The organism is Synechococcus sp. (genome assembly GCF_982614295.1).
The window spans coordinates 21,790-35,193 of record NZ_CEXBMR010000012.1 but is presented as its reverse complement, the minus strand read 5'-3'; the positions used below and the strand labels follow the sequence as shown (position 1 = coordinate 35,193).

Genomic DNA, 13,404 nt, shown 5'->3' with positions numbered 1-13,404 from the left:
TGGCAGTGAGCAGCCGAGTCCTGGTGGGATGTATACCTTTCGGGTGCTGGGCCCCTGCTGCCGATTATTTGATCGAGAGGAATTGCCCTGGCCCTGTTGCAGGCTGCAATGGCGTACTAAGGAACCAAGCTGGAGACGTGTTGGTAAAAGGCTGGTTCCTGATTTGGCGGCGCGGCGCTGCCCTACCTACGCCGTAGAACTTTTGCAGCCAGGGCTGCGTTCCAGCACTGCGGTACTCACCTTATTTGCAGAAAGATTGAGCCCTGAATTGCAGGAATGGTGGTACAGCCGCAGAGAAATCAGCGATCAGAAATAGATCTTGCCACCGCCCCACTGAAGCCCCTGCACTTTTGGTGAAACAAGGATGTATCCCGCCATGCGACGCAGGTCTTCGTCGCTGAGATTACGCATCTGAACAAATACATCAGCGCTTCTGAGGCTTGGATGCAGATCGGAAATCGACATCTCACCGTCGTAAGAGGTGGGATCTTTCATGTAGTCGACCAAGGCCTCAACAGAATCCCGAGGCGGGGTAGCAAGTGCAAGAGTTTCCGGATCAAGGCCAACGTTTTGGTTGGTTTTTGTAATCCCGCCGGCATGGCATGTGCCACAGCTGGTGTTAAACACTTTGCGACCCGATTTGATCTCAGATTCGCTGAAGGTGATCTGAGTGCCGCTCGGATCAGCGGGCACGGTGAGGGTTGCGGCATCCCATTGCAGGGCCCCAACAGTGCTGGGCATCAGCAATAAAACAATGGGCAGCAACAGCAAAGCGGCTAGGCGCAGCAAACCCTGAAAAACTTTATGCATGGAGGAAGCGTGAAACGTTACGGACTCCTGAGCTTTTGTATCACGCAAAACCACTCCTCCGGCGCTTAAGGGCCTTGTGTCTCACACACTGTTGCAGGCCCCAGGACTTAATTCGAGAGTTAAGAAGTCTTTAGCAAGCAAGGTGTTTTGAAAAATTGCCCGCGCTTCCTTGAGCAAATCCTCTGAAGTTTCCTGATTGCCTGGTGCGTAGCGGGGGCTCAGATGGGTGAGGGCTAATTGAAATACACCCGCCTCAGCTGCGGTTTGAGCCGCCATTGTGCTGGTGGAGTGTTGACGCTGATAAGCCATCTCTGCATCGCCATGGGAAAAAGTGGATTCATGAATTAAAAGATCCACACCACGGGCAAGCTGTATCGCTGCTTCGCTAAAAACAGTGTCGGTGCAATAAGCCATAGACACCCCTGGCTGAGTTGGGCCGCAAAGATCTGAACCTCGAATTTCGCGGCCATCTTCAAGGGTTATGGTTTCACCCGCCTTAAGCCGCGCAAATAGGGGCCCTGGGGGCAGTTGCAGGGCTTTGGCTTGCTCAATGTTGAATCGACCGGCACGTTCCTTTTCTTGAATCCGATAACCAAAAGCGGGGATGCGATGGGTGAGGGGCGAGCAATGCACGGTGAATTCCCCGTCGCGTAGTAAAACCGCACCACTGCTGGCGGCCGCTTCCACCTTGTGAAAACGCAGCGGATAGCCAATCCGCGTAGAGGAATGTTGCAGCGCTCCCAGTACAAATGCTTCTAGGGGTGCAGGGCCGTAGAGGTCTACCCCTGGGCAATTTCCTGCCATACCAAGGCTAGCTAGCAGCCCAGGCAAACCGAATACATGGTCGCCGTGCATATGGGTTACGAAAATGCGCCGCAATTGCGAAACCCTTAAATTGCTGCGTAAAAACTGATGCTGGGTGCCTTCGCCGCAATCGAGTAACCACAGATCGGAGCGCTGAGGTAGCCGCACCGCCACTGAAGAAACATTGCGGCTCCGGGTTGGAACGCCGGAACTAGTGCCTAGAAAAGTTATTTGCAATGGCGTAATCAGTTGGCGCCAGCTTTGATGGTGCCACGGCAAAGCGCTACTGCCCATTCAAATGGTGTGGAATTTTTCCCTGATAATTGCTCTGCTGTTCCCTCTGGCGTTAGCCAGAGAACCAGAGGTGAGGGTGTTGGTGGAAGAGGGCACCGCCCTGCGGGTGGCGCCTGTGGAGGGGCGTTTGCTGTTGCAAGCCGCCAATGGACGCAGCCTGGCTGCTGTTGCAGGAGGCCTCACCTTGAGGGCAGAGGGTGGTGAGATCTCTGGCCTGCCATCAGGCGCTATTGCAGAAATTTGGATCAGCCCTGAATCGCCAAATGGCAGCCTTTGGTTACAGCAACGGCGCTATCGCGGTCGATTGCAATTGCTGCTGCACAGGGGTCGAATTCAAGCGATAAATCGCTTAGGGATTGAGAGCTACCTACCTAGCGTTGTGGGGGCGGAAATGCCGCACCAGTGGCCCCAAGAGGCACTGCGGGTGCAGAGCGTGGCAGCCCGCAGCTACGCCTTGCGCCAATTGCGCCCGGAGGCCAATTACGACCTCAAGGCAACTGTGAGCAGCCAGGTGTATCGCGGCTTGGAATCGGAAACCGACAGCACCCGAGAAGCGGTGGCAAGCACCCGCAGCCTGGTGCTCACCCATGCTAGGAGGATTATTGATGCGGTTTTTCACAGCAGCAGTGGCGGTCGCACCGAAAACAGTGGTGAGGTGTGGCCGCGCCAGGTGCCTTATCTCAAAAGCGTGGCCGACTACGACCAAGACAGCCCTGTATTTCGTTGGACTAAACAATTTGATGCCGCCGCCTTGCTCAACTCTTTTCGTGAAACCGGTGGGGTAGACAGCATCTTGCCGTTAAAAACCACAAGCACCGGCCGGCTTACCGAAGTGTTGGTGCGTGGCCCGCAGGGCGACTTGCGTTTAAGTGCCGCGGAATTACGTTCTCGGCTTGGCTTGCGAAGCACTTTTGTGAGATTTGAGGTAGCAGCAGCGCCGCCAGCCCCGTTAGAAGCCTTAGGTGATTGGCTCGGCATAACACCCTCGCCGCGGCTTCTGGCACTGGGGCGTGGATACGGCCATGGCGTTGGCATGAGTCAGTGGGGGGCCTATGGCATGGCGCAGCAGGGGCAGGAATTTGCCCAGATTTTGCGTCACTATTACCGCGGCACCCAGCTTGAGTCCTACAGCTCAATTGATGGGCCTCAGTTGCCGCCTAATCCATGAAATTTACGGTGCTGGAAACCCCCTTGGCTGTGGCTGAACAAGCTGCTGCTTTGTTGGCTGAGGTGTTGCTTGATCCGTGCCGACCACCTAGTGGATTAGCCACTGGCCGCACGATGGTGGCTGTTTATGGCTGCTTGGTATCACTATTGCAAAAGGCAGGCATTAATAATTTGAGCCATTGGCGCAGTTTCAACCTCGATGAATACGTGGGGTTGGGCCCTGGGGATAAGCGCTCTTTTGCCGCCTATATGGATCTGCATCTAGGCCAGCCGCTCGCAATACCGCCAACAGCAATGCTGTTACCAAATGGCCTCGCCCCAAATCCCACTCTTGAAGCTGCCCGATATAGCCAGCAGGTGCAAACCCAAGGGATTGGCCTGCAATTGCTGGGCTTAGGTGAAAACGGCCACGTGGGATTCAACGAACCACCTTGCAGCGCCACGGCCCCCTGCCGCTGCGTGTTGCTTAGCAAGGCCACCCGAGCTCAAAATGCCGAAGCTTTTGGCGGCCAATTATTGGCGGTGCCAGAAAGGGCGATCACCCTGGGCATTGCAGATATTTTGGCGGCAGATGAGCTTTTGCTTGTGGTTACAGGGGCAAATAAGAGTGCTGTGCTGCGCCGTTTATTGGAGGAACCAGCCCAGGAGGCATTGCCTGCAAGTTGGCTGCAAAGCCATCCAAATTGTTTGGTACTGGCCGATCGCGCCGCTGCCAATCTTTAACCAGCAGCATCAAATACCACCCGTGGTTGCAATTCCCCCGTTGAGGTGGGATGTGCTAATCCGGCCAAACTGCCATCAGGCCTCAGCATCGCCACCACATCACAATGTTGATAATCAACTGCGCTACTGGCGGGAAGCCGTTGGCCGCGACACCATGCCTGCCATTGCGCGGTATCTAATTTCAATTGCGGCCTTGCGCCAAGGGCCAATAGTGGATCAAGCAAGGGTGTGCTGGGCTGCAGCGCCTCAAGGGGTATTGCTTGGCTAAGTTCAAAACCTAAAGCGCAGGTGCGTTGCAATTCAGCAAGGGCAGCTCCACATCCCAGGCGCTCGCCAAGATCCCGGGCTATTGAACGCACATAGGTGCCGGCTGAACAGCGCAGCTCAATCGCCAAGATGCCTTCAGCAACGTTCCATTCCAGCAGCTTTAGATGGTGGATGGTTACCAGCCGCGGCGGAATCTGAAGTTGTTCTCCGCGACGGGCCCGTTTGTAGGCCCTTTCCCCATCAATATGCACGGCACTCACGTTGGGGGGCCTTTGCATTTGTTCACCGCTAAAAAGGCTCAGCAGATCCTCCAGCTGCTCTTTTTTAAGGAGGGGCCAGGGGTTTTGGTTTAAAACTTCACCGCTTAAATCGTCGCTATCGGTATTGAGCCCCAGTTGAATGCGACCTAGATAAGCCTTGGTGCCATCTAGGTAAGGCAGCAACCTGGTGGCGGGACCAATAGCTAGTGGTAATACCCCTGTTACGTCTGGATCAAGGGTGCCGCCGTGGCCCACCCGGCGAATACCAAGTAAACGGCGGGCAATCGCAACACAGTCGTGGGATGTGCAGCCAGCGGGTTTATCAATTACTAGAAATCCGCAGGAGCTGGCAGAGGTCAAGTGCGGGCGAAGAGGGGGCTATTCGCCATGGTTGCACCCTCGTAGGTTGGGAACTTGCGGATTTGCGGCCCGGTGCTTGATCACCCAAGTGTTAACGACTTTTTGAAAGATGGCTTTGGCTTGCGCCAACAGCTCTCTAATTTTTTGCAAATTGATATCAGCACTATTGAGCAGCGTCTTCCCCAAAGCACAGCAGCGCTTGCAGCTCTCCATCCAGGTGCCTTCTCAGGTAAAGCGGGGGAGCTGGAACTTGAGGTGGAAAGTTTTTATGAAACTGAGGTGGGGGATGGGCATTTGTATGAATTAGCGGCCTGGCATCTTGATAGCTCTGCCTACATTGCCGATACGTTGCGTCTTCAGGCTCTAATTGCCAAAGGGCAACATCTGGATTTTGGCGGTGGAATCGGAAGCCATGCCTTGGCAGCTGCCCAGCTGCCCCAAGTGGATCAGGTGTGGATGGTGGATCTCAATGGTAGAAATCGAGATTTTGTATGCGAGCGGGCAAAAGCCCTAGGATTAAGCCATAAGTTGCGCTGCCTGCGCGATTTAAATGCAACAGAATTGCCAAACAAATTTGATAGTATTGTTTGTTTAGATGTGTTAGAGCATCTAACAGATCCGGCTGAACAATTGAGAATATTTGCGCAGCGGCTGCAACCAAAAGTGGGAGCTGCATTGTTTAATTGGTATTTTTTTAAAGGCTTCAATGGCGAATATCCATTTCATTTTGATGCCCCTGAATTAACGAAGCAATTTTTCGAAGTATTGCAAGAATTGTATCTGGAGCAATTTCATCCATACCTCATTACTACTCGCATATATGGCTTGCGCTAATGCTTCTTAAAATAATAATTTTCAAGAAATTATTGATCTCAGCATTGTTATTTTCGGTATCGATTTTAGCTCTGTTGGGTAGCCTTAGCTATCAGCAACTTCCAGGGTTAGTGCAGCAATTAACTGCTTCAAACCACCGATTTTTGCTGCATTTTGTAGAAGAGGGCGTGTCAGCAGGCCCTGAAAAGTTACAGAAAATTGCCCTTATATCGGGGGTGTATGCCTTCCTGATTGTGTTAGCAGCTTATGGCGCTTTGCGAAATGCAATTTGGGGCGAATGGTTATTATTAGGAATACTGATTACAGGTTTGCCGTACGAGATTTTGGAAATCCGTGAAAGCTATTCAATAATAAAAGTTAGTATATTGATTTTAACTATTTGTGGATGCTTAATAATTGGATCGCAATTATTTAAACAGCAGCAACAAAAGGTATAACTGTAATACGCTTGCGTTCGCGGGTGGAACGGCGGATAGTTTCAAATTTAACTACTCCATCGATAAGCGCAAACAAGGTGTCGTCTGAACCTTGCCCAACATTTACGCCAGGTAAAACAGATGTGCCCCGTTGACGAATCAAAATTGAACCAGCGGTTACTTTCTCACCGCCATAACGTTTAACGCCAAGCCGTTTGGAATTGGAATCGCGACCGTTACGGGTTGAACCTGTGCCTTTCTTGTGGGCCATGGAGAAATCAGTTGAAGGGTATGTGAATGAAAAATAAAATCAAATAAATCTTAGACGATGCTTTTCCCGCCCACCGTGATTGATTCAACCATCACTCGGGTGAGCTCTTGGCGATGGCCGTTTTTGCGGCGAGTTTTCTTTTTCTTTTGCATTTTATAAACAATTATTTTCGGTCCGCGGCGGTGGATCATCACCTTCAAGCTCACCTCTGCTTCAGCCACGTAAGGCATGCCGAGAGTGGTGCCTTTGCCGTCGTTTACAAGCAATACCTCTTTTAGGATAATTATTGAATCAACATCAGCAGCTAAGCGATCAATGTCGTAGTAGCGGTTGGGTTGAAGCCAAAATTGTTGGCCCGAGGCCTCAACAATTGCATATGGGCTGTTGGTCATAGCTGAGCTCCGGCATTGGCAAGGCAGATCTTTCGATCATTTGAAAGCCCTGGCGCAATCCCAATTGGGAAACAAACAATAATTCTCCCAGATCGCTTTTGCTTTAGTCAAGAATGAGTTATGGAAGTTTCTGGATTGGTGATAGGGGCTTTGCTGCAAGATCAGCAGCTGCTGATTGCCTGTGGCCAGGGCTTAGGGGGGGGCAATTACAACCTGAGGATCCTCAGCGCCAACCCAAGCCGGCTCTTGGCGGAACTGCAGGGCTGCTGGGACGCTTTGGATGGCTTATTGATTGAGCAGGGGGCCATTGATCAGGCCAGTTATGACCTGTTGCGGGCCCATGGAATGTTGTTGCCAGCGGTGGTGATAGGCGCCGTAACAGGGGAGATTGAATACCACGAGGCGGAATTGCACCTACAGGCTGATCAGCTGGTGCAATTGCCTTACAGCTTGGATGCGGCAGTTTGCAATTTTCTTGAAAAACGGCTGCTCAAAACCGCCAAAGCAGATTATTTGAAAAACGGCCACTGGCGCTTATCGCAACGGCTGGAGGAGCGGCTCGGTTACCTGGGGGTGTTCTACAAACGAGATCCGAATTTATTTCTGCGTAATCTCAGCGAAGCTGAGCAAAATGAGCTAACCAAGTCTTTGAAACGTAGCTATAGGGATCTTCTGCTTAATTATTTCCGTGATCCGGCTGCTGCTAATCAAGCAATTGAAAGCTTTGTAAATACCGCCTTTTTCAGTGATTTGCCAATTACGAAGGCTGTTGAAATACACATGAATCTGATTGATTCTTGGTCTAAGCAGTTAGTTCTAGAAGGGCATCAAAGCGAATTCCTTCAGGATTACCGCCTTGCCTTGCTCGACGTGATGGCTCACCTTTGTGAGATGTACCGCCGTTCCATCCCACCAGAGCCTATGGGCAGCTCCCAGAGCCCAAAAGCCGCGACAAGACTTCAGGAGGAGTTTTTATGAGCCCCCGCAAAACCTACATTCTCAAGCTTTACGTGGCGGGAAACACGCCAAATTCAATGAGGGCCCTAAAAACCCTGCGCAACATCTTAGAAACCGAGTTCCGCGGGGTTTACGCCCTAAAGGTGATCGATGTATTGAAGCAACCACAGCTGGCGGAAGAGGACAAAATTCTGGCAACTCCAACGCTTGCAAAAATTCTGCCTCCCCCGGTGCGGCGGATAATTGGTGATCTATCAGATCGTGAAAAGGTGCTGATTGGCCTAGATCTTCTCTATGAGGAGCTCAGTGACGACGCTGATGGCTATTCCTTTGATGAAGTTTCTGAATAATCTCTAGCAATGAGCAGTTCCCCAATGTTTCAAAGTTCAGCCGAAACCCATCTCAGCCAAGTTCAAAAGCTGGCCACTGGCATTGAAGGCTTCGATGATGTTTGCCACGGCGGCCTGCCGATCGGACGCTCCACCTTGATCAGCGGCACATCAGGTACTGGTAAAACAGTATTTTCTTTGCATTTTTTATACAACGGCATCAAAGATTTTGATGAACCGGGGATATTTGTAACTTTTGAAGAATCTCCTCTTGATATCTTGCGCAATGCGGCAAGTTTTGGTTGGGATCTTCAATCGATGGTTGATAATGATAAATTATTCATTTTAGATGCCTCCCCGGATCCTGATGGCCAAGATGTGGCCGGAAATTTTGATTTATCAGGGCTGATCGAAAGGATAAATTATGCAATACGAAAATATAAGGCAAAGCGTGTTTCAATCGATTCTATCACTGCTGTATTTCAACAATATGATGCAGTTTCGGTTGTCAGGCGCGAGATATTTCGTTTAATAGCGCGGCTCAAAGAGATTGGTGTAACAACCGTAATGACCACTGAAAGAATCGACGAATATGGTCCTATTGCTCGCTATGGAGTGGAGGAATTCGTATCAGATAATGTTGTGATACTGCGCAATGTGCTGGAAGGGGAGCGACGCAGGCGCACCTGTGAAATTCTTAAGCTGAGGGGCACCACCCATATGAAGGGTGAATTTCCTTTCACGATGGGAGTGAACGGCATCAGTATTTTTCCATTAGGGGCAATGCGCTTAACTCAGCGTTCCTCCAATTTGCGTATTAGTTCGGGTGTTTTAAAACTAGATGAAATGTGCGGCGGCGGATTTTTTAAGGATTCAATTATTCTGGCCACAGGTGCTACGGGCACAGGTAAAACCCTTTTAGTAAGCAAGTTTCTTGAAAATGCCTGCGCAAATAGAGAGCGAGCAATTCTATTTGCCTACGAGGAATCAAGAGCTCAGCTTATGCGTAATGCAACGAGTTGGGGAATTGATTTTGAGCAGATGGAATCCGATGGCTTGTTAAAAATTATTTGCGCTTATCCAGAATCCACTGGTTTGGAGGATCACTTGCAAATTATTAAAACAGAAATTAGTCAATTCAAGCCATCACGAATGGCAATCGATTCCCTATCAGCTCTTGCCCGTGGAATTAACCATAATGCCTTTAGGCAATTTGTTATCGGGGTTACCGGCTACGCAAAGCAGGAGGAAATCGCGGGGTTCTTTACAAATACATCCGAAGAATTTATGGGCAGCCACTCGATTACTGATTCCCATATCTCAACCATAACTGATACTATTTTGCTCCTTCAATATGTTGAGATTCGTGGTGAGATGTCTAGAGCTTTAAACGTATTTAAGATGCGGGGTTCCTGGCACGATAAAGCTATTCGTGAATTTGTAATCACAGGCAATGGGCCTGAAATTAAAGATTCTTTTGCAAATTTTGAGCGAATAATCAGTGGCGTGCCTCATCGGGTTACAACAGATGAACGCAGTGAGCTGGCTCGTATTGCCCGAGGTATTGATAATGAGATGCTGTGAATTAAGCTAGATTCTTATTAATTTTTGAAAGCATTACCTCGTCTCCATCAGATTGCTCAAGCGGAAGTTCAAACCAAAAGGTTGTTCCTGTGCCCAGTTCACTTACGATTTTGGCTTGAGTGCCATGTTTATCAAGAATACCGCGCACAATCGATAAACCCAATCCCGTTCCGGCCTCCGTATGAACAGCATTTTCCACCCTAAAAAATCGTTCAAAAACCTGACGACAATCATCTTCACCAATGCCGCTGCCACTATCGGCAATTTCTACTCTGATACGCGGTAAAGGTGAGCTGTTGTCTCCTTGCACCACAGGGCAAGTATCAGGCCATGGATAAGCCCTCAAATGCACCATTCCACCCGGTGCTGTGAACTTGAGTGCGTTGCCAACTAAATTATCAAAAACCTGCAGCATCATGTCGTAATTTCCTCTCACCCTCGGCAGCCCAACCGCTAGATCTAATTCCAAAGCCACCCCTTTATCTTGAGCATTTAAGCGATAACTGCGCAGGGTTTGCTCGATCGCAGTATCTAATTCCATGGGTTCAAAAGACCAAACTCGATCGGATTCAAGTCTGGAAAGATCAAGCACATCGTTAACCAGCCTGGTTAAACGATCTGTTTCAGAATTAGCAGTAAATAAAAATTCTTGGCGTTGTTCATCATTTAAATCCTCCCACATATCATGAAGGGTTTCTACGTAGCTTTTAATATTGAAAAGTGGGGTGCGTAATTCATGAGAAACATTACTAATGAAGCGGCTTTGCGCTGCATTTAGTTCCACTTCCCTAGTGAGATCTTGCACCGTAACAGCAATTCCTTTTAAAGATTCACCACTGCCATCGCGCACAGCTTGCAGCACTAATCGCAAGGTGCGTGACGGTTCTGCCATCGCGCATCGCAGTTCTGCGTTATCGCGTTGGCCGCAGAGCATCTGTTCAAGGGGTTCTTGTAATTCCATTGACAGGCTGTCTGGCAGAAGCCGCAGTAGTTCAACATTTTCTAAATTCCTACCCTCCCAGCGGAATAATCGCCGAGCTGTTGGGTTTGAGAGCACTACATTTCCGCTTTTATCGAGCAATAAAGCGCCATCTGCCATCGTGGCGATTAGAGATTGCTGCTTAATTTGAGCAGCTGTTAGCTCTTCAATATTGGCCGCATCGTAAGCCTGAAGCCGGGTGGCCATGTTGTTAAAGCCAGTTAGTAGCTCCCCCAATTCCCCCCCCATCGGCAGTGCAATTCGAGTGCCGAATTCGCCTTCTGCCACTGCTCTTACCCCCTTTAAGAGCTCTTTTACTGGGCGAGTAATGGTGAGAGCATTAAAAACTGCCCCCAGGATCACCAGCACCCAGATCGATACAAAAACCGCCACGGTTACATCGCGGGTTAGGGCAGCACTGGCTAAGCCAGCCTCGTTTGGATTTACGCCAAGGGCCATTACCCCGAGATAGCGATCGCCATCAAGCATTGGCACAAATACATCTGTTACCAAGCCATCCGGGGTTAAATGTTGGCGGATAAGGGGATTTTGAGGGTGCTGCTGAAGATCACTCGGTAATTCCAGCCGCCGATTTAAAAGCAAATCACTGCCTGAATCCGCTCGGCTTATGGGGATCCCTAGATAAATCACCCCTTCCGGGTCTGCATAAAAGATGTAGCGCAAGCTGCGGCTAGTGCGCCAAAAATCTTCTGTTACCCGTGCTAATTCCCTGTCGTGTCCCTGCGCTGCAAGGGGCACCACATTGCTTGCCAGCAGTAAACCAAGATCCCTTGCATAGCGTGTATCACCCATACGGGCTTCCTGCTGGATCCCGTTAAGGGAAAAGAATGTGAGGCCGGTCATCAAAAGACTCACCACCAAGGTGGCGGCAGCCAACAGTTTGGTTTGCAAACTGAATTCGCCCCACCAGTGGGTTATTGCTTCAAGCAAGCTGCGGCGGGCTGTTGTGGTCAGGGGAATTATTGGCTCTTGCAATATTAACGATGTCTTACCTGATGCCCGATGTCGCGCCTTAATTGCATTCCTGCAAAACTAACTGCGGCAAGGCGTTTATAGGCAGCTGCAAAGGCGGAATCAAAATCATCTGCCTGGGCTACAGCCGCCAGCACGCGGCCACCATTAGTTGTTAATTGTTTGGTTTGATTAATTTTTGCTCCGGCGAAAAACAACTGAGTAACTTCGGCTTCAGCATCATTTAGGCCAGCCCCTAAATCGCATATCAAATCACCTAACCGCGGTTCCTCTGGATAATTTGCGGCAGCAGCCACCACACAGGCGCTGCAGAGAGGCTTAATTGTTAGCAATGGGGCGCTTTCAAGTTTGCCTTCGGCGCAGGCCATGAACACTGCGGCTAGATCTCCTTCCAGCAACGGCATCAGTGTTTGACACTCGGGATCACCAAAACGACAGTTGAATTCGATCACCTTGATGCCACTAGTTGTGAGCATCAGGCCTGCATAAATAACACCTCGGTAGGAAATCCCCCGTTGTCGCAAGGCAGCAAGCACAGGTTCCAACACCAGTTCACGCACTTGCTCTAGGCCAGCTGCATCTAATAAAGGGGCAGGGGCATAGGCACCCATGCCGCCCGTGTTAGGCCCTTTATCGCCTTCTCCAATGCGTTTATGGTCTTGGGCTGGGGGCAAAAGCAGCAGCTGCTTGCCATCTGTGAGGGCAAATACCGACACCTCCGGTCCGCTGAGTTGCTCTTCCAGCACTACGCGGCTTCCGGCTATGCCAAAACGCCCCGAAAAACATTCTTGAATAGCTGCGATCGTTTCTTCAAGGTTGCTGGCAACAGTTACCCCCTTCCCGGCTGCTAATCCATCAGCTTTCACTACTAAGGGGCGATCTAGTTGCCTAGCGATTTGGCAGCCTTCCTCAGCGCTATTTACCACCCAGAAATCGGCAGTGGGTACACCTGCTTCTTGCATTAACTGTTTGGCCCATTGCTTGCTGGCCTCCAGCTGGGCCCCATCAGCTCCGGGTCCAAACACCGCCAACCCTGCTGCCCGCAACTGATCGGCAAGGCCCGCAGCTAGAGGCCCTTCCGGCCCAATTACCACCAGGTTGATTTGATTTGCAGTGCAGGCCGCCACCAGGCCCGCAGCATCAACAACGTCTATTGCCAGGGTGTTGCAGCCAGAAATTGCTGCGCTGGCCCCATTTCCAGGTGCTATCCACACCTGGGGGTTGCCCTGGGAACGGGCTAATGCCCAAGCAAGGGCGTTTTCCCTACCGCCGGAACCCACCACCAAAACACGTGCCACAGCCATACTTGCCCGGAGCTCCACCTGCCCATTGCTCCTCACTATTACTGCGGCTGTGGTCCCTTGGGTGCTGGCAGGTGGTCTGCTGGCAAAAATTACCAAGCCGATCCCCGCTCTGCCCCCAGGTGCCAGCTCGGCAGAAGCCTTCGAAGAGCTTTTGCAAAAGGGTGATCGCCAGCAATTGCAGGCCGGTTGCGCCGAAGCACTGGCTGTTGACCTCAACGATCGCCTGCGTCTATTACGGCCGCGGCTACTGGAGCTAAACGCTCACGATCATTCATTGGCCGTGGTGTTTGCAGATGCCAAGGCGCTACTCGCTTGCAAGGCTCCAGAGGCGGCGCTGCAGGTGCTGAATCGGGTAAGCCCAGCGGCGGGAGAGCAGCGGGAGGAGTGGTTTTTGTTGCAGTGGCAAGCTGCAAACGCAGCTTTAAATCATCACCGCGCCAGTTTGGCCTTGAGGCGTTTTTCCCAGGGATCCCCCCAAGCCTTAGCCGGGAAGTTGTTGCCCCTGGGCACTGCTCAAGAACTGCCGGTGCAGCGCACAGCCATTGAATTGCAAATCAATCAATTAGAAGCCATCGGCGCTCTACCTGAAGCTGTTTCCTTGCTGCTGCAGCCCAATCCCTTGCCTGCTGTGAATGCCAGCCGCAGGCTTGAAGCAGCGCG

15 protein-coding genes and 1 pseudogene are annotated in these 13,404 nt (G+C 50.9%); 9 read left to right on the top strand and 7 right to left on the bottom strand.

The features are described from left to right. On the top strand, positions 1-316 hold a 316-nt coding region (locus tag AC2JC8_RS03445; RefSeq protein WP_484419910.1), incomplete at its 5' end, for a hypothetical protein. Here AC2JC8_RS03445 and psbV read toward each other — a convergent pair. Then, the gene (gene psbV / locus AC2JC8_RS03440) at positions 307-810 is read right to left on the bottom strand and encodes a photosystem II cytochrome c-550 (RefSeq protein ID WP_484594204.1); all 504 of its coding nucleotides are present in this window, start codon (positions 808-810) and stop codon (positions 307-309) included. The two genes, AC2JC8_RS03445 and psbV, sit on opposite strands and share 10 nt — an antisense overlap. 81 nt (positions 811-891) lie before the next feature. Beyond that, positions 892-1,851, bottom strand: coding sequence for a ribonuclease Z (rnz, locus tag AC2JC8_RS03435; RefSeq protein ID WP_484399886.1), 960 nt, complete (start codon positions 1,849-1,851; stop codon positions 892-894). A 61-nt stretch (positions 1,852-1,912) separates the two neighbouring features. Between rnz and AC2JC8_RS03430 the strand changes: the two genes are divergently transcribed. Together AC2JC8_RS03430 and AC2JC8_RS03425 are read left to right on the top strand one after the other, a co-directional pair. Further along, positions 1,913-3,076, top strand: coding sequence for a SpoIID/LytB domain-containing protein (locus tag AC2JC8_RS03430; protein WP_484399830.1), 1,164 nt, complete (start codon positions 1,913-1,915; stop codon positions 3,074-3,076). After that, positions 3,073-3,798 carry a glucosamine-6-phosphate deaminase gene (locus AC2JC8_RS03425; protein ID WP_484399829.1) on the top strand — a complete coding sequence of 242 codons (726 nt, stop codon included), beginning with the start codon at positions 3,073-3,075 and terminating at the stop codon, positions 3,796-3,798. Before AC2JC8_RS03430 ends, AC2JC8_RS03425 begins: the two co-directional genes overlap by 4 nt. Here the strand turns inward: AC2JC8_RS03425 and truB are convergent. Continuing rightward, on the bottom strand, positions 3,795-4,685 hold the full coding sequence (gene truB / locus AC2JC8_RS03420) for a tRNA pseudouridine(55) synthase TruB (protein WP_484594203.1): 891 nt from the start codon (positions 4,683-4,685) through the stop codon (positions 3,795-3,797). The genes AC2JC8_RS03425 and truB overlap by 4 nt on opposite strands. Positions 4,686-4,757: 72 nt before the next feature. Here truB and AC2JC8_RS03415 point away from each other — a divergent pair, with 72 nt between their 5' ends. Beyond that, positions 4,758-5,519, top strand: a complete 762-nt coding sequence (locus tag AC2JC8_RS03415; protein ID WP_484594202.1) for a class I SAM-dependent methyltransferase — start codon at positions 4,758-4,760, stop codon at positions 5,517-5,519. After that, complete coding sequence (locus tag AC2JC8_RS03410; protein ID WP_484399825.1) at positions 5,519-5,956, top strand: DUF2127 domain-containing protein; 438 nt, start codon at positions 5,519-5,521, stop codon at positions 5,954-5,956. Before AC2JC8_RS03415 ends, AC2JC8_RS03410 begins: the two co-directional genes overlap by 1 nt. Here AC2JC8_RS03410 and rpmA read toward each other — a convergent pair. Both rpmA and rplU read right to left on the bottom strand, forming a co-directional pair. Next, the gene (rpmA, locus tag AC2JC8_RS03405; protein WP_484399824.1) at positions 5,931-6,206 is read right to left on the bottom strand and encodes a 50S ribosomal protein L27; all 276 of its coding nucleotides are present in this window, start codon (positions 6,204-6,206) and stop codon (positions 5,931-5,933) included. The two genes, AC2JC8_RS03410 and rpmA, sit on opposite strands and share 26 nt — an antisense overlap. A 50-nt stretch (positions 6,207-6,256) precedes the next feature. Beyond that, a complete protein-coding gene (rplU, locus tag AC2JC8_RS03400) occupies positions 6,257-6,598 on the bottom strand; it encodes a 50S ribosomal protein L21 (protein WP_484399823.1) in 342 nt (113 codons plus the stop codon). A gap of 120 nt (positions 6,599-6,718) precedes the next feature. Here rplU and AC2JC8_RS03395 point away from each other — a divergent pair, with 120 nt between their 5' ends. Genes AC2JC8_RS03395 through kaiC form a run of 3 tightly spaced genes read left to right on the top strand, consistent with a single transcriptional unit; the run spans position 6,719 to position 9,468 of the window. Continuing rightward, positions 6,719-7,576 (top strand): circadian clock protein KaiA, encoded by an 858-nt coding sequence (locus tag AC2JC8_RS03395; protein ID WP_484419914.1) that lies wholly within the window; start codon positions 6,719-6,721, stop codon positions 7,574-7,576. Further along, the gene (gene kaiB / locus AC2JC8_RS03390; protein ID WP_255131353.1) at positions 7,573-7,905 is read left to right on the top strand and encodes a circadian clock protein KaiB; all 333 of its coding nucleotides are present in this window, start codon (positions 7,573-7,575) and stop codon (positions 7,903-7,905) included. Before AC2JC8_RS03395 ends, kaiB begins: the two co-directional genes overlap by 4 nt. A gap of 9 nt (positions 7,906-7,914) precedes the next feature. After that, the gene (kaiC, locus tag AC2JC8_RS03385) at positions 7,915-9,468 is read left to right on the top strand and encodes a circadian clock protein KaiC (RefSeq protein ID WP_484594201.1); all 1,554 of its coding nucleotides are present in this window, start codon (positions 7,915-7,917) and stop codon (positions 9,466-9,468) included. Between the two features lies 1 nt (position 9,469). Here the strand turns inward: kaiC and AC2JC8_RS03380 are convergent, their stop codons facing one another. Then, on the bottom strand, positions 9,470-11,398 hold the full coding sequence (locus AC2JC8_RS03380) for a HAMP domain-containing sensor histidine kinase (RefSeq protein ID WP_484399820.1): 1,929 nt from the start codon (positions 11,396-11,398) through the stop codon (positions 9,470-9,472). 47 nt (positions 11,399-11,445) lie between these two features. Then, positions 11,446-12,744 carry a phosphoribosylamine--glycine ligase gene (gene purD, locus AC2JC8_RS03375; RefSeq protein ID WP_484594200.1) on the bottom strand — a complete coding sequence of 433 codons (1,299 nt, stop codon included), beginning with the start codon at positions 12,742-12,744 and terminating at the stop codon, positions 11,446-11,448. Between the two features lie 25 nt (positions 12,745-12,769). Here purD and AC2JC8_RS03370 point away from each other — a divergent pair. Then, positions 12,770-13,404: pseudogene (locus tag AC2JC8_RS03370) on the top strand (hypothetical protein); the annotation flags it as partial.

Bases quoted from the DNA above. Each gene is read 5' to 3' on its own strand.
- psbV (WP_484594204.1), bottom strand. From the start codon at position 810: ATGCATAAAGTTTTTCAGGGTTTGCTGCGCCTAGCCGCTTTGCTGTTG.
- AC2JC8_RS03430 (WP_484399830.1), top strand. From the start codon at position 1,913: ATGGTGTGGAATTTTTCCCTGATAATTGCTCTGCTGTTCCCTCTGGCG.
- AC2JC8_RS03425 (WP_484399829.1), top strand. From the start codon at position 3,073: ATGAAATTTACGGTGCTGGAAACCCCCTTGGCTGTGGCTGAACAAGCT.
- AC2JC8_RS03410 (WP_484399825.1), top strand. From the start codon at position 5,519: ATGCTTCTTAAAATAATAATTTTCAAGAAATTATTGATCTCAGCATTG.
- rpmA (WP_484399824.1), bottom strand. From the start codon at position 6,206: ATGGCCCACAAGAAAGGCACAGGTTCAACCCGTAACGGTCGCGATTCC.
- rplU (WP_484399823.1), bottom strand. From the start codon at position 6,598: ATGACCAACAGCCCATATGCAATTGTTGAGGCCTCGGGCCAACAATTT.
- AC2JC8_RS03395 (WP_484419914.1), top strand. From the start codon at position 6,719: ATGGAAGTTTCTGGATTGGTGATAGGGGCTTTGCTGCAAGATCAGCAG.
- kaiB (WP_255131353.1), top strand. From the start codon at position 7,573: ATGAGCCCCCGCAAAACCTACATTCTCAAGCTTTACGTGGCGGGAAAC.
- kaiC (WP_484594201.1), top strand. From the start codon at position 7,915: ATGAGCAGTTCCCCAATGTTTCAAAGTTCAGCCGAAACCCATCTCAGC.
- purD (WP_484594200.1), bottom strand. From the start codon at position 12,744: ATGGCTGTGGCACGTGTTTTGGTGGTGGGTTCCGGCGGTAGGGAAAAC.